17 protein-coding genes, 1 tRNA gene and 4 pseudogenes are annotated in these 20,781 nt (G+C 63.7%); 13 read left to right on the top strand and 9 right to left on the bottom strand.

The genetic code is table 11. From position 1 onward, the window contains the following. The first annotated feature begins 2 nt into the window (after positions 1 to 2). The 6 genes and pseudogenes from C7W88_RS00385 (at position 3) to glpK (ending at position 8,389) form a co-directional block, all read left to right on the top strand. The gene (locus C7W88_RS00385) at positions 3 to 2,186 is read left to right on the top strand and encodes a TonB-dependent receptor (RefSeq protein WP_118072092.1); all 2,184 of its coding nucleotides are present in this window, start codon (positions 3 to 5) and stop codon (positions 2,184 to 2,186) included. Between the two features lie 160 nt (positions 2,187 to 2,346). After that, on the top strand, positions 2,347 to 3,894 hold the full coding sequence (locus C7W88_RS00380; RefSeq protein WP_240344737.1) for a S9 family peptidase: 1,548 nt from the start codon (positions 2,347 to 2,349) through the stop codon (positions 3,892 to 3,894). A gap of 2 nt (positions 3,895 to 3,896) precedes the next feature. After that, positions 3,897 to 4,406, top strand: a complete 510-nt coding sequence (locus tag C7W88_RS00375; protein WP_240344736.1) for a DUF3237 domain-containing protein — start codon at positions 3,897 to 3,899, stop codon at positions 4,404 to 4,406. A 92-nt stretch (positions 4,407 to 4,498) separates the two neighbouring features. Continuing rightward, a complete protein-coding gene (locus C7W88_RS00370) occupies positions 4,499 to 5,272 on the top strand; it encodes a DeoR/GlpR family DNA-binding transcription regulator (protein ID WP_240344955.1) in 774 nt (257 codons plus the stop codon). Between the two features lie 93 nt (positions 5,273 to 5,365). Then, positions 5,366 to 6,905: pseudogene (locus tag C7W88_RS00365) on the top strand (glycerol-3-phosphate dehydrogenase). Beyond that, a complete protein-coding gene (gene glpK, locus C7W88_RS00360; protein ID WP_118072090.1) occupies positions 6,902 to 8,389 on the top strand; it encodes a glycerol kinase GlpK in 1,488 nt (495 codons plus the stop codon). The pseudogene C7W88_RS00365 and the gene glpK overlap by 4 nt, the downstream one beginning before the upstream one ends. On the opposite strand, the gene C7W88_RS00355 is transcribed toward glpK, so the two are convergent. Further along, on the bottom strand, positions 8,380 to 9,405 hold the full coding sequence (locus C7W88_RS00355) for a FadR/GntR family transcriptional regulator (RefSeq protein WP_240344735.1): 1,026 nt from the start codon (positions 9,403 to 9,405) through the stop codon (positions 8,380 to 8,382). The two genes, glpK and C7W88_RS00355, sit on opposite strands and share 10 nt — an antisense overlap. A 362-nt stretch (positions 9,406 to 9,767) precedes the next feature. Continuing rightward, the gene (locus C7W88_RS00350) at positions 9,768 to 10,220 is read right to left on the bottom strand and encodes a hypothetical protein (RefSeq protein WP_118072089.1); all 453 of its coding nucleotides are present in this window, start codon (positions 10,218 to 10,220) and stop codon (positions 9,768 to 9,770) included. A gap of 485 nt (positions 10,221 to 10,705) precedes the next feature. Here C7W88_RS00350 and C7W88_RS00345 point away from each other — a divergent pair, with 485 nt between their 5' ends. Next, complete coding sequence (locus C7W88_RS00345; protein ID WP_118072088.1) at positions 10,706 to 12,922, top strand: hypothetical protein; 2,217 nt, start codon at positions 10,706 to 10,708, stop codon at positions 12,920 to 12,922. After that, a complete protein-coding gene (locus tag C7W88_RS00340; RefSeq protein WP_118072087.1) occupies positions 12,882 to 13,637 on the top strand; it encodes a Crp/Fnr family transcriptional regulator in 756 nt (251 codons plus the stop codon). The genes C7W88_RS00345 and C7W88_RS00340 overlap by 41 nt, the downstream gene beginning before the upstream one ends. A gap of 26 nt (positions 13,638 to 13,663) precedes the next feature. Here C7W88_RS00340 and C7W88_RS00335 read toward each other — a convergent pair whose 3' ends face one another. Both C7W88_RS00335 and C7W88_RS00330 read right to left on the bottom strand, forming a co-directional pair. Further along, positions 13,664 to 14,278 (bottom strand): DUF4142 domain-containing protein, encoded by a 615-nt coding sequence (locus tag C7W88_RS00335; protein WP_205525225.1) that lies wholly within the window; start codon positions 14,276 to 14,278, stop codon positions 13,664 to 13,666. 127 nt (positions 14,279 to 14,405) lie between these two features. Further along, positions 14,406 to 16,094 carry a hemerythrin domain-containing protein gene (locus C7W88_RS00330; RefSeq protein ID WP_118072085.1) on the bottom strand — a complete coding sequence of 563 codons (1,689 nt, stop codon included), beginning with the start codon at positions 16,092 to 16,094 and terminating at the stop codon, positions 14,406 to 14,408. Here C7W88_RS00330 and C7W88_RS00325 point away from each other — a divergent pair. The 3 genes and pseudogenes from C7W88_RS00325 to C7W88_RS00315 all read left to right on the top strand — a co-directional run. After that, the gene (locus tag C7W88_RS00325) at positions 16,088 to 16,981 is read left to right on the top strand and encodes a Crp/Fnr family transcriptional regulator (protein WP_118072084.1); all 894 of its coding nucleotides are present in this window, start codon (positions 16,088 to 16,090) and stop codon (positions 16,979 to 16,981) included. The two genes, C7W88_RS00330 and C7W88_RS00325, sit on opposite strands and share 7 nt — an antisense overlap. After that, positions 16,978 to 17,676, top strand: a complete 699-nt coding sequence (locus C7W88_RS00320) for an SRPBCC family protein (RefSeq protein ID WP_240344734.1) — start codon at positions 16,978 to 16,980, stop codon at positions 17,674 to 17,676. Before C7W88_RS00325 ends, C7W88_RS00320 begins: the two co-directional genes overlap by 4 nt. Then, a pseudogene (locus tag C7W88_RS00315) lies at positions 17,676 to 17,801 on the top strand (glutathione-dependent formaldehyde dehydrogenase); the annotation flags it as partial. The gene C7W88_RS00320 and the pseudogene C7W88_RS00315, both read left to right, overlap by 1 nt. Here the strand turns inward: C7W88_RS00315 and C7W88_RS00310 are convergent. After that, positions 17,802 to 18,101 (bottom strand): annotated as a pseudogene (locus C7W88_RS00310) (transposase); the annotation flags it as partial. It abuts the pseudogene before it with no gap. 263 nt (positions 18,102 to 18,364) lie between these two features. Then, positions 18,365 to 18,441, bottom strand: a tRNA-Arg gene (locus tag C7W88_RS00305). Between the two features lie 61 nt (positions 18,442 to 18,502). On the opposite strand from C7W88_RS00305, the gene C7W88_RS00300 reads away from it, so the two are divergent. Next, the gene (locus C7W88_RS00300; protein WP_118072083.1) at positions 18,503 to 19,291 is read left to right on the top strand and encodes a queuosine precursor transporter; all 789 of its coding nucleotides are present in this window, start codon (positions 18,503 to 18,505) and stop codon (positions 19,289 to 19,291) included. A gap of 233 nt (positions 19,292 to 19,524) precedes the next feature. Here the strand turns inward: C7W88_RS00300 and C7W88_RS00295 are convergent, their stop codons facing one another. From C7W88_RS00295 to C7W88_RS22405, 3 genes are read right to left on the bottom strand one after another with little or no spacing between them, the layout of a single operon-like run. Further along, complete coding sequence (locus C7W88_RS00295) at positions 19,525 to 19,749, bottom strand: PspC domain-containing protein (protein WP_118072082.1); 225 nt, start codon at positions 19,747 to 19,749, stop codon at positions 19,525 to 19,527. Then, complete coding sequence (locus tag C7W88_RS24275; RefSeq protein WP_255418790.1) at positions 19,749 to 19,880, bottom strand: hypothetical protein; 132 nt, start codon at positions 19,878 to 19,880, stop codon at positions 19,749 to 19,751. The genes C7W88_RS00295 and C7W88_RS24275 overlap by 1 nt, the downstream gene beginning before the upstream one ends. A 10-nt stretch (positions 19,881 to 19,890) precedes the next feature. Then, positions 19,891 to 20,178 (bottom strand): hypothetical protein, encoded by a 288-nt coding sequence (locus C7W88_RS22405; RefSeq protein ID WP_162895841.1) that lies wholly within the window; start codon positions 20,176 to 20,178, stop codon positions 19,891 to 19,893. A gap of 42 nt (positions 20,179 to 20,220) precedes the next feature. On the opposite strand from C7W88_RS22405, the pseudogene rimP reads away from it, so the two are divergent. Then, positions 20,221 to 20,780, top strand: a pseudogene (gene rimP, locus C7W88_RS00290) (ribosome maturation protein RimP). Position 20,781: the final 1 nt, after the last annotated feature.

Here is a 20,781-nt window from a genome sequence, read left to right as displayed (position 1 = left end):
CCATGCGCACCAGCCGCCTTTGCCTGCTCGTTTCGGCCAGTATCATTGCAACGTTTGCGGCGCGATCTGCGGCTGCACAGGAACAGTCGGCCGCCGATACGGCCGCAAGCGATCCCAACGAAATCATCGTGACCGCACAGAAGCGCGCGCAGAGCGTGCAGGACGTGCCGATCGCGATTACGGCGGTGGCTGGATCATCGCTCGGCACCTTGCAGATGCGCAGCGGGACCGAACTGGCGCGCCAGACGCCGAACCTTTCGGTGAGCGTGCTGGGCAACGAGGATCAGCCAAAGTTTTCTGTGCGCGGCATCGCGCAATCGGCCTTCGATCTCAACGCCTCGTCGCCCACCGGCATCTTCTACGATGAAGTCTTCGTGCGGGCCTCGTTCCTCGGCGGTGCGCAGCTGTTCGACATGGACCGCGTCGAAGTGCTGCGCGGCCCACAAGGCACGCTGTTCGGCAAGGAAACGGTGGGCGGTGCAGTCAGCTACGTCACGCGGGCGCCGCAGTTCGACAACTCGGGCTTCATTTCGGGCGAGCTTGGCAACTACAGCTATGTCGGCCTGCAAGGCGCGGCGAACACGCAGCTGGTCGAGGACCGGCTGGCCCTGCGCGTTTCGTTCAATACCAGCGACAGCGACGGCTTCGTCAAGAACCTGCTGCCCGGCGGCCGGGACAAGTCGAACTTCAACAAGGTCGCGATCCGCACCGCGCTGAAGTACAAGGACGACGCCGGCTTCGATGCCACGCTGCGCTACAGCTACACGCGCAGCTCGCCCGAGGCGGTTGGCACCAATGTGACCGGCTATTTGCCCGGCAACACCAACGCTTTCGGTTTCGACCCCCGCCGTGATCCTGTGACCGGCAAGCTGCTGGATGCGCGCGAGGGGTACTATGATCGCGATGGCCGCATTCGCGTGCGTGGGGACGGCGTCAGCCTTACGCTGAACAAGGATCTCGGCAATGTCACGCTGACCTCGATCTCGTCATACCTCAAGGGCTACTTCCTCAACGAGGTGGATGGCGATGGCAGCGCGGCAAACCTCCTGGCGCTCGATTTCGAGGCGCGGACCAAGGAGTACATGCAGGACCTGCGCCTGACGACGAAGTTCGATGGACCGTTCAATGTCATCGCCGGCCTGTTCTACTTCCGCGATACGCTGGACAACCTGTTCCACGTCTCGCAGTTCAACGGGGCGTTCGACGGGCGGCAAACCTATCGCCAGACGCGCACCTCCTATGCTGCCTACATGGACGGCACTTACGACTTCTCGCCTTCCTTCAGCCTGTACGGCGGGATCCGCGTGACGCATGACAAGGCGACGATGCGCAACTTCCGTTCGGTGGTGAACATCCCGGGCCTTGGCATTCCCAACACCAACGTTGACTACACCGAGACCCAGCCGAGCGGTCGCCTTGGCCTGCGTTACAAGCCGTCGTCCGATTTCATGGCCTTTGCGCAATATGCCAGAGGCTACCGCAGCGGCGGCTTTAACGGTGGCGCGCTGGTGTTTCCGGGCGACCTGAACACGGCCAAGCCCGAATTCCTCGATGCCTACGAAGTGGGGATCAAGAGCCGGCTGCTCGACCGCAAGGTCACGCTGAACCTTTCGGCCTTCCATTACCAGTTCAAGGACCAGCAGTTCATCAATTCGATCTCGGTGATCAACCAGGCGCTGGTCAACGCGGGCCGTTCGCGCATCAACGGCGTGGAAGCCGAGATCAATGCCAGCATAACGCCACAGTTCCGCCTTTCGGCAGGGATGGGTTATCTCGACGCCAAGTATACGCGGCTGGTGCTGAACGGTGCCAACCTTGCGGGCAATCGCATGATCGAAGCGCCAAAGTTCTCGTTCAGCGGTGCGGCCGATTATACTGTCCCGCTTGACGGCTCGACCGAACTGACGCTCCATGGCGACATGGTGCACAAGAGTTCGCAGTTCTTCACCGCCTATAACGCCGATGTCTTCCCCTTCAGCCTTGGCCGCACGCCGGGGTTCGAGGAATACAACGCGCGCATCGGCCTGTCGCTCAACGAGGGCAAGTACGAACTGGGCCTGTGGGGCAAGAACCTGAGCGATAACAAGACTCTGGTTGGCGTCGGCATCGAGACGAACACCAACTTGCGCTTTGGCACGGTGCCCTATCCGCGCCGCTATGGCGTCGACTTCCAGGCAAAGTTCTGATCGTGCGCGTTCGCAGCACCAGACAGGCAAGGGCAGGGGCGCTCGTCGCTCTTGCCGCCATGCTCCTGGCCATTGCCGGACTGCTTCTGGCAAGCAGGGTGCAATCGGCCCATGGCGTCAGTGTCAGTGAAGTGCATTTCCGGGGAGCAGTGGTGCGCAGATGCGCGCGCTGCTGTTCCGCCCCGCAGGCGCGACCGAGGCCAACAAGGCTCCGGCGATCCTGGCGGTGCATGGCTATCTCAACAGCGCGGAAATGCAGGGCAACTTTGCGACGGAATATGCGCGGCGCGGCTATGTCGTGCTGGCGCCCGACCAGCGCGGGCACGGAGCCAGCGATCCAGTGGCCTTTGCCGATGGCTTCGGTGGCCCCGATGCGCTTGCCTACTTGCGCAGACTGCCGTTCGTGGACCGCGACAACATCGGCCTTGAAGGCCACAGCATGGGCGGCTGGACGGTGCTGCGCGCTGCCGAGGCCCAACCTGATGGCTATCGTTCGCTGATACTGGAAGGTTCGAGCGTGGGTGCGCCGTTTGCGCCCGAAGGCACCACGGCATTCCCGCGCAACCTGCTGGTGGTCTATGGCACGCGCGACGAGTTCGGCGGGTTCATGTGGGGGCCTGAGGCACCGCTTGCCACCGGCTCTGTCCAGAAGCTGCGGGATCTGTTCGGCAGCCGCGATCCTGTCGAGCCTGGCCGGCTCTATGGCCGTGTGGAGGACGGGTCGGCGCGGATGTTGCTGACGCCGGACGTGACCCATGCCTGGCTGCACCAGTCGCGGACAGGTATCTCGCCGGCGATCGAGTGGTTCGGCCGCACGCTCCAAGGCGCGCGCCCGCTTCCGGCCAGCGACCAGATCTGGCCATGGCGCGAGGCAGGGGACTTTCTGGCGCTGCTGGCCATCCCGGCGCTGATCGCGGGCGCGTTGGCTGCATTCGGCGGCCGGGCCTTTGCCATTGCGGCGCAGGCGGATTCGCCCACACCGCACGTGGCAGCGACACGGAGCCCTCTGGCGTTGGCGGCCGTTGCCATCGTGCCGGCGCTGCTGTTCATTCCGGCTTGCATGCTGACCGAGGTCGCGCTCGGGCAGAACGGGCTGTTCCGGCAGACCTTCACCAACCAGTTCGCAGGCTGGGCACTGCTCAGCACGATCCTTGCGGTCATTGCGTTGCGGCGGCAGGGTAGTGGCTTGCCACTGGCGCAGGTTCCCCGCGCTCTGCCCCTTGCGCTGCTGGCGCTCGTGCCCGCCTATGTCCTGGTTCTGGCGGCGGACCGACTGTTGCACGTCAATCCTTCATGGTGGTTCATCACGGTCCGTCCGGTCACGCTCGAACGCACGCGCGACTTCCTGCTTTACGCACCGTTCTTCACCGTGAACTGCCTTGCCTCGCTGTGCCTGATCCAGGCAGTGTCACAATTGGAGAATGGCGGGCCGTGGGGAGCGACGATGCGGGCGGTGGCGGCAACGTCGGGAGGTTTCGTGCTGTTCCTGCTGGTGCAGTACGGCGTGCTGGCGGTGACGGGACATCTGCTGTTGCCGGGTGAAGGCCTGCGGGTAATCTCTGCGATCGGTTTTGCGGTGTTTCTTGCCTTCGTGGGCATCTTCGGGACAGTTTCCAGGCGTGCGCTCGGCTCGGTCGTACCCGGGGCGGTCGTGTCGGGTCTGTTCGTGACCTGGGTGCTTGTTGCCACGCAACCGATTGGAGCCTGAGAATGACGACGATTGCCAGAATGCTGATTGCGGCCATGCTCGCGGGCGCGTCGCCGGTCGGTGCTGCCGAGCCGGTGGCCCCGACGCTGCGTTTCGTGTTCGAGGAGCGCGTGGATCTGGAACCGGCCGAGGCTGCAGGTGCCAACCCGCGCGGGGCAGGGAACCGCATCGGCATAACCGGAGGCACGATCAGCGGCCCCATGCTGCAGGGCACGGTCCTGCCCGGAGGCGCGGACTGGCAGTTGATCCGCAGCGATGGCTGTTCCGAAATCGTGGCGGACTACTTCATCCGTGCGGAGGACAAGTCGCTGATCCATGTGCGCAACGTCGGCCTTGCCTGCGGGGCGGGTGCGGAGCGGGGCGCCTATGCCAGGGCGACGCCGGTGTTCACGGCGCCTGTCGGCAAGCACGACTGGCTGAACAAGTCCGTGTTCACCTCGACGATCGAGCCTGTGATTGACGGGGAGGGCAGGCTGCGGCAGGTGGTCCTGCGCTTCTATGAAGTGCGATGACGCCGGCTCCACAGCTTGCCGGGCCGGCGTCGGAACAGGCCAACGCTTTGCAGGGTTCCTGCACCCTGCGGGAAAATGGGCGGATACAGAACGTGCGCGATCTGGCTGCGGTACGCCAACTGAGGCTTGTCGAACATCTCGATGCGGTGGGGCACGGCAAGGTCGAAGATCTTGCCAGATCGCTGGGCGTGACGCCGCAAACCATTCGCGGAGACTTGCGCCAGTTGGACGAACAGGGCGTCGTGTCCCGTGTTCGGGGCGGCGCCATGTTGCGATCCCGGCTGGACAATCTGGGCTACCATTCGCGTCAGGCGCTTGCGGCGAATGCCAAGTCGCGCATTGGCGAGGCCGCGGCGGCGCTGATCCCCGACGGGGTGTCGTTGTTCATCAATATCGGCACGACCGTGGAGGCGGCCGCGTCGCGCCTTCGGCAGCGTCAGCGACTGATGGTGGTGACCAACAACCTCAACGTCGCCGAAATCCTGGCAGACGCCCGCGGGATCGAGGTGATCGTGGCGGGTGGCCGCCTCCGGGCGGAGGATCGCGCGGTCGTCGGTCCCCTTGCAGTGGATTTTCTGAGCGCATTCAAGGTCGATTATGCCGTGATCGGTGCCAGCGCGCTGGACGCCGACGGGAGCCTGCTCGATTTCGACATCGACGAGATCAAGGTTTCGCAGTCGATCGTGGCGCATGCGCGGCATGTGATCCTGGTGGCCGATGCGTCCAAGGCTTCACGCCACGCCCCGGTGCGCTTTGCCACCATGCGCGATGTCGACACTTTCGTGACGGACAGAGTCATCGATCCCGGCCTTGCCCGCAGCTGCGCAGAAGCCGGTGTACGGGTGATTGAAACCGACCCCAGCTGATCGAGCTGCCTTTCGAGATTCCGGTTGAGCCGCGCAGGCCAGACTGCCGCGGAGCGACCTTTCCTGCCTGCAACGCTTCAGACCGAGCCAACCATGACCAAAGCTGTGAGACCTGTGTCGACAAACGCGGAGCCGACCTACGACGTGGCTGTCATAGGCGCCGGCATCAACGGTGCCGGGATCGCGCGGGATGCTGCCGGACGAGGCGCCAGCGTCGTGGTGCTCGAAGCGGGAGACATCGCCCGCGGCACGTCCTCGGCTTCAACCAAGCTGATCCACGGCGGCCTGCGCTATCTCGAGCACCGCGAGTTCGCCCTTGTGCGCGAGTCCCTGGCTGAGCGTGAACGGCTATGGAAGATTGCGCCCCATGTCGTCTGGCCCTTGCGCTTTGTCTTGCCCCACCGGCCGGGCCTGCGCCCCCGCTGGCTGCTGCGGCTGGGCCTGTTCATTTATGACCACATCGGCGGACGGCGCGCCCTGCCGCCGGCGCGCACGATCGACCTGCGCACGCATCCGGGGGGCGCCGCTAAAGCCGGGGTTCGCGACAGGCTTTGCCTATTCCGACTGCTGGGTCGACGATGCGCGCATGGTTGTGCTCAACCTTCGCGATGCGGCCGACCGAGGGGCGACGGTGCTGACCCGGACGCAGGTTACGAGCCTGACGCGTGACGGCGATCTCTGGCGGATCGGGACGCATGGAGGCGAGCACTTCACCGCGCGCGCGGTGGTCAATGCCGCCGGGCCGGCCGTTCTTGATGTTCTTGGCCTTGATTTCCTGGGCCTTTCGGCAGAGCGGGCCGGCCGGAAGATGCGGCTGGTGCGCGGATCGCACATCGTGGTGCAGCGATTGTTCGAACACGATCATGCCTATTTCTTCCAGCTGCCCGATGGCCGCATCTTCTTTGCCATCCCTTATGAGCAGGACTTCACGCTGGTCGGCACGACGGATGTCGATCACACGGGCCCACTCGATGACCTGAAGCCGGATGACGCCGAGATTGCCTACTTGTGCGAGGGGGCAAGCGCCTATTTCCGCAAGAGTATCACTCCGGCCGACGTGGTATGGAGCTTTGCCGGCGTCCGCCCGCTTGTCGACGACGGATCGGGCCGCCCCGAAGCCGCAACGCGCGGCTATCGGCTCGATCTTTCCGATGCGGCGATGGGACCGCCGCTGCTCAGCGTTTTCGGTGGGAAATTGACCACCTATCGCCATCTGGCGCAGTCAGCCACCGATCTGCTTGCCACGCGTCTGAACGGTTTGCGGGGGAAGGGCTGGACTGCGACCGCGCCACTGCCTGGAGGCGATTTCGCCATGACCGGCGCCGCGGCGCTGACCCGGGACCTGATGGCACAATATCCGTTCCTGCAGCGCGACTGGGCGCATCGCCTGATCACTTCGTATGGCACGCTGGCACGGCAGATACTGGGCAGTGCGCAATCGCTGGCAGATTGCGGCGCTCACTTCGGTCACGGTTTGACGGCTTGCGAAGTGGATTACCTGATTGACCGGGAATGGGCGCGGGAGACCGACGACATCCTGTGGCGGCGCAGCAAGCTGGGCCTTCGCCTGTCGCCCGACGAGGTGGCGGCGCTTGACGGCTATCTCCGGACCGGAACCGGAGGGGCGCGATGAAATCTATCCTGGCGATCGATCAGGGCACCACATCGACCCGGTCCCTCGTGATCGACGTGCAGGGCCGAGTTGCGGCCCGCGCGCAAGTTGAACTGCCACAGTCCTATCCCCGGCCTGGCTGGGTGGAACATGATCCGGAGGCGATCTGGCGCGATGTCGTGGCGACGGCGCGCCAGGCACTGGCCGAGGCAGAAGCTGGCGGCCATGAAATTGCGGTGATCGGCATTGCCAACCAGAGGGAAACCTTCGTGGTATGGGACCGGTCCACTGGCAGGGCCGTATATCCGGCAATCGTCTGGCAGGACCGCCGCGGGGCGGAACTGTGCGACAGGCTTGCGAAGGAGGGCTCTGAACAACGGGTTTCGGAAATCAGCGGCCTCGTGCTCGATTCCTACTTTTCGGCAAGCAAGCTCGCCTGGTTGCTCGATGCGGTGCCGGGTCTCCGGCAAAGGGCGGAAGAGGGTTCGGTAGCCTTCGGGACGATCGACTGCTTCCTGTTGTGGAAGCTGACGGAAGGGCAGGTCCACGCTACCGATCCCACCAATGCTGCCCGCACGCTGCTGTTCGACATCGCGCGCATGGACTGGTCCGAAGACCTGTGCCGCCTGTTCGGCGTGCCCCGGGCCATGCTGCCGGAGGTGCGCGATAACGATGCGCTGTTCGGCGTGGCATCGGCAGCGGTTCTGGGCAGGGCGATCCCTATACGAGGCATGGCGGGCGATCAGCAGGCTGCGCTGATCGGCCAGCATTGCCTGTCACCGGGCTGCATCAAGATCACCTACGGCACCGGCGCCTTTGGCCTGATGCATACCGGGGAGACGATCAGCCGATCACGGCACCGCTTGCTCAGCACCGTGGCCTATCGCGCTGCGGCACGCACCTGCTACGCCCTTGAAGGTTCGATCTTCGTGGCAGGCGCGGGCGTGCAGTGGCTGCGCGACCGGCTTGGCATCATCGGCACGGCTCAGGAGACCGAAGCCCTGGCGCGCAGCCTTCCCGATAACGGCGGTGTCTACCTGGTGCCGGCCTTTTCGGGCCTTGGCACGCCGCACTGGGACTCCAACGCCCGCGCCTTGCTCTGCGGCATGACCCTGGGCACGAGTGCCGCACATGTTGTACGTGCGCTGCTCGAGGCGGTCGCCTACCAGAGCGACGAACTGGTTGGCACGATGCGCGCGGACAGCGGCATCGGCGCCGCTCTGCTCAGGGTCGATGGCGGGATGGCGCAGAACGATTGGCTTTGCCAGTTTCTGGCCGACATTCTGGCAACCCCGGTTTCGCGACCGGCGAATGTTGAAGCGACGGCCTTGGGCGCGGCTTTCCTTGCCGGTACATCCGCGGGCATCTGGCAGTCGTTGGCGCATACGCCCATATCCGCGCATGGTGCCGATTTCGAGCCGGTGCTGGAGCCTTGCGAACGGGAACGTTTGCTCGGCGGGTGGCGGGATGCGGTATCCCGCGCGCGACAGGGGGCCTACCAGTAGTTCTCGAGCGCCTTCTGGCAGCGCGATTGCGCCGCCACCACGGGGGCCGCTTTTGCATCATCGAGATGCTTGAGGATCTGCGAGCTTGCCGCAAGCAATTCGCGTGCGGCCGCGTCGGGCAATTCGGCACTGCGGGTGCGGCGCATGAGAATGGAAGACGCCATCGAGCGCGCCAGAAAATGCATGACGGGATTTGACGCCATATCGGCAATGTCGCGAATGAAGCCGTACCAGGCTTGGCCAAGATTGGTGCCGTCGGGTGCATTCTGCATCAGGCTGAACGAATGCCTGATCCGGTCGAGCCCCTCGGCGGTACGTCGCTGCCGCGCGATCTCGATCATTCCGGTGTTGATCCGGTCGAGCACTTCGCGACAGTCGTCGGTGGAGACGCTGCTGGCCGAAAGATAGGCATTGGTAATGTGCAATCCCCGGCCGGGTCCCGTGTTCGAAGCATAGACGCCGCCCGCTCTGCCGCGGCGAACCTCGACCTTCTGGGCATCCGACAGGATTCGCGTCGCTTCGACAGCCACTTCCAGGCTGACCCCGTAATCGCTGGCGATGTCGGCCAGGGGGCCGAGCGCACCATTGCCGTCGTGCGAGAGCGCAAGTTCGTCCAGCAACCGGCCTGCCAGCCAATCTGCGAGGTTCTGCGGCCGGTGGCCCTGCCCATGTTGGAGGCGTGGCGTGTCCGGTGCGGTCAGGAGCAGCCGGATGAATTCCGCCAGTGGATCATGTCGATCATCGAGGCTTGGCAGCAGCCATTGTGCTGCCTCATCGAAGGCCTGCCGGCCCGCGCCTGATCCCAGATCAAGTTCGGCATGGATGCATGACACGGTGCCGGAGATATCCGGCGGCAGCGTCCACAGTCCGCCCAGGCCGTTGCCGCCACGGCGTGGCATCAATATGCCGCGCTGGCGCAGTATGCGGCTGGTCTGGCGCACGATCCTTCGCCCGACGCCAAACTGCGAAGCGATCATGGCTTCCGTGATCGGACGCGCGAGGGGCCGGAATTGCATATCCGCTGCTCAACCCTGTCCGCGATCATCGACGATGTCGACGACAGATCGCCGTGCTCGTTGATCACGCGCCTGAACAGCTCGCGCGCCCGGGCGAGCTGCGGGTTGTCCAATGCCAATGCTGGAAGAGTTGCCACTTCCATGAACGTACAGCATCCCTCCTGGCCTCCGTCTTCGCGGAGGCTGCCAAGGCGTGCAGTTATTCATGAACCCGAGGCGCTTTTCCAGTCGCATCAAAGGGCAATCCCTTGCGGCGGGGTTCCGGCGTGTTCGGGCGTCTCAGCAATGGACTGCGTTCAATTGCAGGTCGGGGGGATGTTGCAGAAAGGAATGGCCGATGGCTGACAGGTCAGGCTAGGATGTCAAACGGGCCGCGATGCGAAAAGGCGCTTGAGCGTCAGGTGGGTAACGGCAAAGCCCAGCAGTCCGCCGAACGCGAGCTTGATGGCCAAGGCGGCCGTCCAGCTCAGGCTGGCGACCGGGCCCAGCAGGCACAGTGCAGCCAACAGCCCTGCGATCACCAGCCCGCCTGGCAGCATTTGCCCGGCTTGCCCGATAATCGCGGCCGTCGTCGGCAGGCTCTGCGCGCCGCCTTTGCGCAAGGCCTTGCGCACCAGCAGTGCCGGCACGAGCGCGGCCATGACAGAGATGGCCGCAGCCTGCGCCAGGAAATCAAGCGCGAAGTTGTCGGGCGCGGCCATGCTCAATTCGCGGCTGCGGGTGCCGAAGACCAGCAGGAAGAATGCGGCGCTCAGCACGACATTGATCGCAGTGCTGACCCGTCTCTCGCGCTTGAGAATGGGAAGAAAGTCCATGGCCTGCACCTGTCGCGCGCTGCTCAAGCTTCGTCAATCACGGGGGTGGTGAGTTTGCCGACTTTGACACGCGCGGCAAGCGGACGGTTCGTGCGCGTCTGCTGGACCAATGCTGGTCGCGCAGACGCAACGAATTCGGGGAATTTCCCGCGAAAAGTCTGGCCCGTTGCCGGATTTGCTGAACAGTTGAAAGCAAGCCGCCTCATCGCGCGGCCGCATCCGGTCGAGGGCGCCTCGCGCTGACGCCGGAATAGCAACGAATTTTGTCTCTACTCCGTCGTGCCAGTCTTTTTGCGCCATCTTGTGCAATGGTTGCGCTCGCAGAGCGGCGTCACGCCCGCCCTTGTCCGCGCCTTCACGCGAGATCAACTTGATTTTCGGTTCATCGCTTTTGCAAATCGTTCCAATGGGTTGACCTGCCCAAAAGGGAAACCGTGCCTTGTTCGGGGCGTTCATCCGGCTGAACCAGCAACGGAACGATCACGATGGCACAAGATGACGGCGCCTCCCTTTTGACCACGGAGCTGGCGGCGGCGCAGAGCGTGCTGGCCCCAGGCGAGGGACGCTTGTTGGCGCACGCCGAGCACGGAGGCCTTTCGTTCGAAGTCAAGTTCACGCCCCAAGCGCTATGGGTAATGCTGCGGCGCGAAGGCAGTGGTGGCCTGGCACTGCGCTTTCCCGTGTTCGGCAGTGATGCAGTGGCGCGGGTTCTTCCAGCCGATGGCGCTATAGCGTCGGTCGAATGGCGCGGTCCTGCCGGGCATGCCACCTTGCGCGTGACAGCGAATTCCTTTGGTCTCGAACAGTTCCGCGCACAGTATTGCTACACGCCGGCGGTTCCGTTCCGTATCGGCAAATTGCCGCGCGACATCGTGCCGTTTGATGCGGCGGGCCTTCCTGACCCATCAGGCGTCACGGTGGAGGCGCAGCAGCGCAAGCTCAACACTGCCCTGCTCTATTTCACGCTTGGCAATGCAGGCTTCGGCAAGGTCCTGTATGTGCAGAACCTCACCGCGCTCAATCCCTACTTCAACGCGACCGGATCGAAGCCGGAAAATGCCGTGCAGGCCGATCTGCCCGAACTCGGGTATTCCCTGCCGCTCAATCCGGAAACGGGGCACGCCGACCTCCCTGCGGGCAAGCCGATCATGCTGTACGACACGATCCTTGCGGTTCGCGCCTATCCGCAGGCGGAGGAGGGGGATTCTGCTTGGCAGTTTCTCGACATGATCGGCGGCATCTACCCGTTGCTTTCACCGCCCGAGGCCGATTTCCGGCACTGGCCACTGCGCGCCGAAGCCACCGTGCAGGACCTCATTCACGCGCCGGAAGCGCGGATCGAGCACTTCGGCCATGTCTACTTCCACCCCTACACCGCCAGCGAATACCCGGACGTGATGGTCCAGCTGGCGATTGCTTCTGCGTTGGAAAACTGGGGGCGGTGGAAAGGCGTGAAGCATCCTCTGGTGCGCGAGATCATGGCCGGGATCGAGGGCTTCCACGACAAGGACCTCAAGACCCTGCGGCGCTACCTGCCCAACGTCGGCAAGGACAAGGACGCCAACGCGGTCGACAGCTGGTATCTCTATCACCCCATGCTCAACCTCGCCAACCTTGCCATCGCCGGCAACGAGCAGGCGCGCGAGCTTTTCCTCGCCACGATCGACTACGGCATCAAGGCTGCGCACCACTTCCAGTACAAGTGGCCGATCCTTTACGACGTTCGGGATTTCTCGGTGATCCAGGATGTTGCCCCGGCCGACCAGCGTGGCCAGACCGACGTTGGCGGTATCTATGCCTGGGTCATGCTGCAGGCTTTCGAGCTGACGCTCGAGCGTCGGTTTCTTGACGAGGCCATCGCTGCGATCGAAGCGGCCAAGGGCATGCGCTTCGATCTGAACTACCAGGCCAATCTCACGGCGTGGGGTGCAGCGGCTTGCGTGCGGCTGTGGCGCAGCACAGACCGAAAGGACTTCCTCAAGCAGAGCTACGTCTATCTCGCCAGCTTCTTCCACAATGCGCAGATCTGGAACAGCGACATCGGCATGGCGCGGCACTGGCGCAATTTCCTGGGCGTGACGTGCCTGCAGGATGCGCCCTACATGGCCGCCTACGAATGCTTCGACAGCTACTCCGCCTTCGAGCGCTATCTCGATTACGGCGGGCCGGACCTGATTCCATCTGTGCGTCTGTTGCTGTCGGAATACTGCCGCCACGCGCTCGACCGGGCGTGGTTCTACTATCCCGATGCCTTGCCGGAACAGGGCGTGGCCAAGGAAGACATCCGCAACGGCTATATCCTGTGCCGGCTGAACTTCCCGCTGGAGGACCTCTATCCCGACGGCCAGCCGGCCGGGCAGGTCGGCCAGGAGATTTACGGCAGTGGTGCGGCGCTGATCTACACCACGCGCAGCTTTCGCCGGATCGACGGCGTTCCCTTCCTGATCTGGTGCGACGTGTTCGTCCGTGCCGTTCACAAGATCGACGCGACGACCATCAGCATGCGCATCGATGGCCCGGCCGGGACCGAAGCGCGGCTGGCGCTGGTGATGGAGGATGGAAGGCCGCTCAATAGCATCGAACCGCGCCTGACCACGTCCGATTGCCAGACCCTGCCGTTCGAATTGCAGGACGGTCGCCTTGAAGCGCGCTTGCCCGCCGATGCCTCACTCCTCCTGGCATGGAACGAGAATGGACGATGACGAAGGCTGCGCGCAACGCCGGAGCAGGTGCCTTCCCGCCGATTTCGCAGCCCCGGGGAACTTGAGAGGCATGGCACAGACAAGGCAGCCCGCGGGGCCTCGCATGTTCAACAGGGGCTCTCATCTTGCCAGAGTGGGAGATCAGCGCGCGGAGATCTATCGCATCAAGGACGGTTGGGCCTGTCGCTATGACGTTCTTGCAGATGGACGGCGGCAGATCACCGACCTGTATCTGCCGGGAGACTATTGTGAGCCGCAATGGCTGATCACGAGAGAGGCCAGCGCGCCGATCATGGCCCTGACGCGCCTTGCGGCTGAACCGATCTCGATCGACCTGCTCTACCGGCAGGACCAGGAAGGGGTGAAGCAGGTTCTCTCGGGGATCGTTCGCAACCTGGAAAGACAGACCCAATGGCTCGTCCGCCTCGGGCGGAAGAATGCGACCGAACGCATGCTCGAGCTGCTGGCCGATCTCCACGAGCGGCTTGGTTCGAGGGGAGTGCCGACGCTCATCTCTCTAAACCAGATCGAGATTGCCGACGTGGTTGGCCTGACGCCGGTCCACGTCAACCGGATCCTTCACCGCCTGGCCGATAAAGGCTTTGTCGTTCAGCAAGGCAGAAGCCTGTTCGTCACGCCGCTCATTGCAAGTGCGGCGGACGCTGAGTCCGCACAGCGCCCGACCAGGGCACCCGATCCAGTATCAATCCAGTAGCGGAAAAGAGCGACTCCTGGCCATCCTCAGGGCTGCATTTTCCGGACATCGCCCAAGTGCTTCTGGACGACCGGTGCGGTCTTGGCGGCGAAGTCCATCAACGGTTTGGAGTCCCCGCTGCTGGCATATGTCGTCAGCATGGCATAGGCCTTCTCGTGCGCTTCCAGTTGCTGCCGGATGTAAAGAGCGGGAGCTGAATCGCCGGTGGCAGCCTTGAGCTGGTCGAGCTGGCTCTGCTGCGCTGCGGTGAGAAGGGGGGCCTGCCGTAGCTGAACGCCCTGAACCTTGCTTGCCGCTGCCTGGAGCGCGTTCGATGAAGCAGTGTGGTCGCGGATCATCATCTGCGCAAAGGCGCGCAGTTCGCCGGTGATTCCCTTGGACTGGACGATGCGGGCGCTCTCCAGTTCGAACTGGTCGCTGGCCGAGGCCGCATCGACAAAGGCCTGACCGGTGAGGGGCAGGGCCTCTCCGGCAGCAGCGCCGGTGCCGGCAGTCGCCGTGGCTGCAGCACTGTCGTCGGCGGCATCGGTTGCCGGACCGGTAGCAGCGGAATCATCATTGGGCGCGTTGCACGCACCAAGGGCGGCGGCGAGCGCGAGGCCGATTGCGATGCGGCTTGTACCTTTGGGAAATCGGGGCATGGCATGGTTCTCCTGTTCCTGCAGGTCCTGGGTCCTGTCGTTCATTGTTCGGAGTGATGGCGGGCAGAGTGGTAGGGGCCGGGCTTGTGCGCCCGGCCCCCCGACACTGTCCGTTCAAGCTCAGAGGTCAGTTCCGGTTGTCCCAACCCCGGCGAGCGGCTTCGGAATGCCCACGGGAATCCCCGAACCAGCCGCCGTGGCCGCCGCTCCTGCCGCGACCGCGATCATCGTCGTCATCGTCCCGCCCGCGATAGGAACGGGAAGAGCCGCGGTCATCGTCGTCACGGCCACGCGACGAGCGCCCCGATCCGCGATCTTCCCAACCCCTGCGCGCCGCTTCGGAGTGTCCTTCGGAATCGCCGAACCAGCCGCTGCGTCCGTGATCGGGATTGTCCCAGCCGCGGCGTGCCGCTTCGGAATGGCCGCGCGAATCCCCGTACCAGCCGCTGTCGCCGTGATCGGGGTTGTCCCAGCCCCGGCGCGCGGCCTCGGAATGACCACGGGAATCGCCATACCAGCCGCGCCCGTCGTTGCCGCCACCATTTCCACGGCCATTGCCGCCCTGGCGCCGTCCGCCGCGATCGTCGTCATCGTCACGGCTGGTGCCGCGCGAGGAATAACCGCGACGGTCATCGTCGTCATCGCGCGACGAGCGCGAGGAACCGCGATCCTCCCAGCCACGGCGGGCTGCTTCGGAGTGGCCACGGGAATCCCCGTACCAGCCGCGCCCGTCGTCATCACCGCGTCCGCCACCGTTACGTCCGCCACCGTTGCGTCCGTCGCCGCGCCCATAGTCGCGGTCGTCATCGTTGCGGCCCCGGTCCGATCCGCCGCCGTTGCGCGAGCTGGTAAAGCGTCCATCCTCGTCGCGTTCGCGGCCCGAGCCGCCGTCGCGGCGAGAACCGCGGTCATCGTCGGAACCGTTCCGGCCGTCGCGACCTCCTGAACCGCCTCTGGCAAAGCGACCCTGATCATCGCGTTCCTGCCCGCGCTGTTGATAACTGGCCATTTCGTATTCCTCTCTTTGGTTTTCCATTGATTGAAGGTTGATCGCGACCGGCTCTCCACCGGGGAGACGATCGCGCTGTTCGAGCTCGGCTCGGCGTCGCTTCAGCCGCTGCGCCAGTTCAGGTGTGTCCACCCCTTGCGCCTGGGCTTTGGCAAAGATGCTGTCCTTGCCGCTCTCTTCCTCCCCGACGTGGTGCTTGACCTGTTCGGCCAGCACCTTGACCTTGGCATCCCGGAAGGGATCGTCCTCACGCAGGTTCATGAGATCGGCGATGAGCAGCTTGGCACTGTCATGCTCGACCTGCGCCTCGTTCAGCGGATCGTCCTCTTCGAGACTGTCCCGACACGCCGGGTAGAAGATTTCCTCTTCCAGCATCGTGTGCAGGGTCAGCGCCTTGCAGACCTCCTCGATGAGCGTCTGCTTTTCCTCGTCGCCAGCCTTCTCGAAGCGGGCGAAGAGCTGTTCGGCCTTGCGATGGTCTGCCTTGAGGCTTGCAATCGCACTTCGATCCGGGTCGTTTGCCTTTCCTGCCCCAGTCTTTTGCGCAACAGCCTTGGCTGCGCCTTGCTTGCCGGGCGCCTTGCGGGCCTGCCGCTCCGTAGCCTTGCCAGCATTTGGGCCAGCATTTGGGCCAGCATTTGGGCCAGCATTGGGGCCGACATTGGCGTCGGCAGCGGTGTTGGTTGATCTTTGGGCATTGGTGTCACCGCGCGCCTCTTCGTCGTGCATGGGTGAACTGCCCGATCTGGTCGTCGCCGTCTGTCCTGCGGCCTCTTCGTTTGGCTTGGCGCCAGCCTGTGATGCCATGGGATGGCCTCCTCTCTCTATGCCCGGCTGCAGCGCCGGATCGCTTCGGGAAAAGGCCTTACCCAACCCGATCGATCCTCGGCGCTAACCTGGTTGATTCAAAGGCTGCCGCATGGGCCACACTTGCGGCGAGCAGATCGGCGCGCGCTGTCCACGGTACGCCTCAAACGCGGAAAACCTCTCTAACTGAATGGGTTAGTCCTGCATCAGTCGTTCATGACGTTGTGAGCGGGTGCAGCACGATCGGATGCCAGCCCATGCACAGGCGAATATCGGAAGCGCCTTGGAGACAGTTCAGGCGATACGAACATCTTGCCCGGGGCGGGGACCGATCTGACTGCATATACTGCATCAAGGATGGGTGGGCGTGCCGCTACGCGTTGCTGCGCGACGGTCGGCGCCAGATCACGGCGCTCTACCTGCCAGGGGACTATTGCGAGCCGCACTGGCTCCTGTCTGGTCAAGCCCGGTTGCCGGTAATGGCCCTGACCCGTCTGACGGCGCGGCCGATACCGCTTGGCGAGATCGACGGCCCTGGCGAGGGCGGTGTCAGGAATGTCCTTCGCGAAATGGTCCAGACGTTGGACCGGCAGGCGCAATGGATTACCCGCCTTGGCCGCAAGAATGCCACCGAACGCATCGTGGAGCTTCTGGCCGACCTGCGCGACAGGCTGGGCAGTGATGAGGACAAGGTCGTGATCCCGCTGACCCAGCGCGAGATTGCCGACATCGTCGGGCTGACGCCCGTCCACGTGAACCGCGTGTTGCATCGGCTGGCTGAACAGGGGGGCGTTTATCTGCGCGGCAGAAGCCTGCTCGCATCCACGTACATGGGTCGCCTCAACCAGCACGATACATCGGCCGAAAAGCAAGGAGAACAAGGATGAACAGGCACGAACCACCCTCGGGCCGCCAGGCATTGGCGGCTGTGGCCATGACGACGGCGATCGCTGCAGGCATCGGGCTGGTGCTCGGGGCAAGACGTCGTCCTCGTGACGTGAGCGGAGACTCTGCGCCGGGATATGCCGCGCGGCGTTCCTTCGGCAGCTATGCGGTGAGCGGCCGCAGCGTGACCATTGACCGTCCGCGCGAGGAATTGTTCGCGTTCTGGCGCGACTTTGCAAATCTCGCCCGGTTCATGGAGAACGTCGAGGATGTGCGTCCGGTCGGCGAGGACGGGCACAATGTCTGGACGATCCGCGCGCCCGCAGGACGGAGCGTCGCGATCGAAACGGTGATCGCGCGCGAGGAACCGGGCGAACTGATCGCGTGGCGCTCGGTTGAGGGGTCGGAAATCGATACCGAAGGGCGCGTCACGTTCGAGGATGCGCCGGGCGAGCGGGGAACGCGGGTCAGTGTGCGCATCGCCTACAAACCACCCGCCGGTGAACTGGGGCGACTGTTCGCCAAGATGCAGGGACGGGAGCCTGAAATTCAGGCGCGTCGCGACCTGCGCCGGTTCAAGATGCTGATGGAAGCAGGAGAGATAGCGACATCAGCAAGACGCAAGGACCAGACCTGCGCTGCAAGGCAGGCGTGCGAGGAACAGCACGAAGCTTCCACTCCAGCGGAGAACGCATGATGCGCGCATTGACCTTTCACGGCACGCAGGACGTCCGTGTCGACACCGTCGACGATCCCGAGATCATCAATCCGCGCGACGCGATCATCCGTGTCACCTCTACGGCGATATGCGGTTCCGATCTCCAATCCCGTATCGCGCCAGAGGTTGAACCAACGGCGCACTGTTGAGACCGGAGGAAAGCAAGGCAGCAGCCTTCGCCATGGCAGCCCACCCCGGAGCAGATAGAAGATCGCCTCGGCAATCCGGCGCATTTCCCACTTCCGAGGTCGGCCCGTTCTCGCTGGTGGAGGAAGAAGGGGCTCAAAAATGGCCCACTCGGCATCGGTCAAATCTGTCGGCAAAGCCAACCCGCTTCGCGAGTGATCCGGCTCTTCGGGAACGCATGATCGCGCTTCGGTTCCGCCGCGATGAACTGGCGGCAGAGATCACAGCGCGGTCACAGCGCCTTGCCAGCGCCGACCCGACCATCACACCTGAAAAGGTCAGAAGGCTGGGCATGTTGCTGAGCAAGCAAGTGCACCGGGGAGAGCCTGAACTGCGCCAGGCGTACGCAAGGCTCTTGCTCGACGAAGTCGTCGTGAACGATGGCCGTATCGTGATTTGCGGCTCAAAGTCCGTGCTGGCGAGAACGGCTAGCGCCGCATCCGACGATTCAGCGGAAGGCGTTCTCTCTTTTGTTCGGAAGTGGCGCGCCCGGCAGGACTCGAACCTGCTGCCTCAAGATTAGAAGTCTCGCGCTCTATCCAGATGAGCTACGGGCGCGCACGCAATGCCCCTTAAGCATGCTTTGCGGATCCTGCAAACCGCGTTAGCAGATGCGTCCATGAGCGATCCCCAGATTTCGAGAATCGACGGCTCCACCAGCGCGCGCCGCCATTTCCGCTACTTCGACTATGTCATGGCCGCGTTCGTGGCGATCCTGCTGCTGTCGAACCTGATCGGTGCGGCCAAGCTGGCACAGGTCGGCGGGTTCACGTTTGGCGCGGGCATCCTGTTCTTCCCGGTGTCCTACGTGATCGGCGACGTGCTGACCGAGGTCTATGGCTATGCCAATGCGCGGCGCTGCGTGTGGATGGGCTTTTTCGCGCTGGTGTTCATGGCGTTCATGAGCTTCGTGGTGGTTAAGATGCCCTTCGATGTCGCTTGGGAATGCGCATCCAGCGAGGATCCCCAGTTTGCCCAATTGGTCGCGAGCACTTCAAAAGGTGCTGTTTGCCAAACAACCTATCAGTCCGTCTTCGGGAGTACTTGGCGGATCGTCGCAGCATCGCTGATCGCGTTCTGGGCTGGTGAATTTGTGAACTCGTTCGTCCTTGCAAGGATGAAGGTCATCACCGGCGGCAAGCACCTTTGGACTCGCACCATTGGCTCGACCGTGTTCGGGCAGGCGGTGGACAGCCTGCTGTTTTATCCGATCGCGTTTCTTGGTGACTGGTCCACAGACTCGGTCCTCACCGTGATGGTGACCAACTGGCTGATGAAGGTGGTATGGGAAGCCGTACTGACGCCGGTGACTTATGCCGTGGTCGGCTGGCTCAAGGCGCGCGAGGGGGCGGATGTCTATGATACGGACACCGACTTTTCGCCGTTCGCGAAGGCGCCGCAGATTTAGGCTCGGCTCCAGACGCATACATCATCGTCGCCCCGGCGGAGGCCGGGGCCCATTCGCGCTGTTGCATTCGCGACTTGCGTCATGGATCCCGGCCTTCGCCGGGATGACGGGAAATGGGAGGTATTCCAAGGTTCTCAAGCGACGCTGACGCAAAAGCCCCGCCTCTCCGGGGGGCAGGAGAGACGGGGCGGCTTGCGGGCGGGATGGAAAGGACCCGCAAGAGAGCGTTGCGCTTAATCGGCAATCAGGCCAATCAGCAGGTAGACCAGCACCGCCGAGCCGAAGCCGAGCAGGGTGCCGAGCGCGAAGGCGACGCGGACCAGCGTGACGTCGACATTGAAGTAGTTGGCGATCCCCGAGCAGACGCCCATGATCTTGCCGTGGACCTTGTCGAGGCGGAAGCCGCGTGAGCTTTCAATCGGGCGGGGTGCCGAGTCGTCGAAGCGAAGCTGGCTCATCAGATCATCTCCTGCATGGCGGCGGGCGCCGAAGTTGTGTTGACGGGGGTGTGGACAGTGCCGGCGATCAGCGCGAGGCTGAGCGCGAAAGCGGTGGCGGCTGCGGCGATGCGGTTGGTCAGGGCGGTCATGATCTTGTCCTCATGGTAACTGGTGAAGCCGTTGTGGCTTATGCAAACAGCTTTGCATGGGGCGTGCCAAACTGAAGGAATGGCGGATTTCTGCGATTTCGCTGCCGCAAGCGACGAAGCACTTTCTTTCGTTTTGCTGAACAGTGGTGAAATTCGCCACTAATTGGCGAGGCGGAATCCCCTCGCCATTCGCGCCCAGTCCGGCCCCGTATTGCGGCTTGCTTTTTTGCTCGACCGGGCTTATCTGCGCCTCATCCCGACATTGTGAAAGCAAGGTCAGGCTGGTGCCACCGGGCACCGGCACGATCCCGCTTTCGCTGTTCGGCTCATTGGAGATTGCATGGCGGATATCGCGCGGATTGCGGAAGTTATCGAACCGGAGGCCAAGGCCCTGGGCTTCGATCTCGTGCGCGTGCGCTATTTCAAGGGCGGCGAGATCGGTGACGAGGAGCATACGCTCCAGGTCATGGCCGAGCGTCCAGAGACCGGCCAGCTGGTGATCGAGGACTGTGCGGCGCTTTCGAATCGCATCTCTGACCGGTTCGACGAACTGGAAGAGGCGGGCGAAGTGCTGCTGGAAGATGCCTACCGGCTCGAGGTTTCCTCGCCGGGGATCGACCGTCCGTTGACCCGGCCCAAGGACTTTGCCGCGTGGGTCGGGCAGGAGGCTCGCATCGAGCTTTCCGAGTTGCTGGGGAGCGCAAGCGTTTCCGCGGCGATCTCACGGGCTTCGATGCTGAAACTCAGACCATCTCGATCGAGGACGATGGCGTGGTGTTCGAGGTGCCGTTTGCTCTCGTCGCCAATGCCAAGCTGATCCTGACGGACAAACTTATCGCCGCTTCCCGGCCGCTGGACACCAGCGGTGCGGACGAAATTCTCGAAGAACAGGAAGACTGAC

Source organism: Novosphingobium sp. THN1 (genome assembly GCF_003454795.1).
Taxonomy (GTDB): domain Bacteria; phylum Pseudomonadota; class Alphaproteobacteria; order Sphingomonadales; family Sphingomonadaceae; genus Novosphingobium.
This window is presented reverse-complemented; position numbering and strand designations above follow the sequence as displayed.

What these genes read in the sequence shown, in the direction of transcription:
- C7W88_RS00385 (WP_118072092.1), top strand. Translation starts at nt 3, where the DNA reads ATGCGCACCAGCCGCCTTTGCCTGCTCGTTTCGGCCAGTATCATTGCA.
- C7W88_RS00380 (WP_240344737.1), top strand. Translation starts at nt 2,347, where the DNA reads ATGCGCGCGCTGCTGTTCCGCCCCGCAGGCGCGACCGAGGCCAACAAG.
- C7W88_RS00375 (WP_240344736.1), top strand. Translation starts at nt 3,897, where the DNA reads ATGACGACGATTGCCAGAATGCTGATTGCGGCCATGCTCGCGGGCGCG.
- glpK (WP_118072090.1), top strand. Translation starts at nt 6,902, where the DNA reads ATGAAATCTATCCTGGCGATCGATCAGGGCACCACATCGACCCGGTCC.
- C7W88_RS00355 (WP_240344735.1), bottom strand. Translation starts at nt 9,405, where the DNA reads ATGCAATTCCGGCCCCTCGCGCGTCCGATCACGGAAGCCATGATCGCT.
- C7W88_RS00350 (WP_118072089.1), bottom strand. Translation starts at nt 10,220, where the DNA reads ATGGACTTTCTTCCCATTCTCAAGCGCGAGAGACGGGTCAGCACTGCG.
- C7W88_RS00345 (WP_118072088.1), top strand. Translation starts at nt 10,706, where the DNA reads ATGGCACAAGATGACGGCGCCTCCCTTTTGACCACGGAGCTGGCGGCG.
- C7W88_RS00340 (WP_118072087.1), top strand. Translation starts at nt 12,882, where the DNA reads ATGCCTCACTCCTCCTGGCATGGAACGAGAATGGACGATGACGAAGGC.
- C7W88_RS00335 (WP_205525225.1), bottom strand. Translation starts at nt 14,278, where the DNA reads ATGCCCCGATTTCCCAAAGGTACAAGCCGCATCGCAATCGGCCTCGCG.
- C7W88_RS00325 (WP_118072084.1), top strand. Translation starts at nt 16,088, where the DNA reads ATGCCATGGGATGGCCTCCTCTCTCTATGCCCGGCTGCAGCGCCGGAT.
- C7W88_RS00330 (WP_118072085.1), bottom strand. Translation starts at nt 16,094, where the DNA reads ATGGCATCACAGGCTGGCGCCAAGCCAAACGAAGAGGCCGCAGGACAG.
- C7W88_RS00320 (WP_240344734.1), top strand. Translation starts at nt 16,978, where the DNA reads ATGAACAGGCACGAACCACCCTCGGGCCGCCAGGCATTGGCGGCTGTG.
- C7W88_RS00300 (WP_118072083.1), top strand. Translation starts at nt 18,503, where the DNA reads ATGAGCGATCCCCAGATTTCGAGAATCGACGGCTCCACCAGCGCGCGC.
- C7W88_RS00295 (WP_118072082.1), bottom strand. Translation starts at nt 19,749, where the DNA reads ATGAGCCAGCTTCGCTTCGACGACTCGGCACCCCGCCCGATTGAAAGC.
- C7W88_RS24275 (WP_255418790.1), bottom strand. Translation starts at nt 19,880, where the DNA reads ATGACCGCCCTGACCAACCGCATCGCCGCAGCCGCCACCGCTTTCGCG.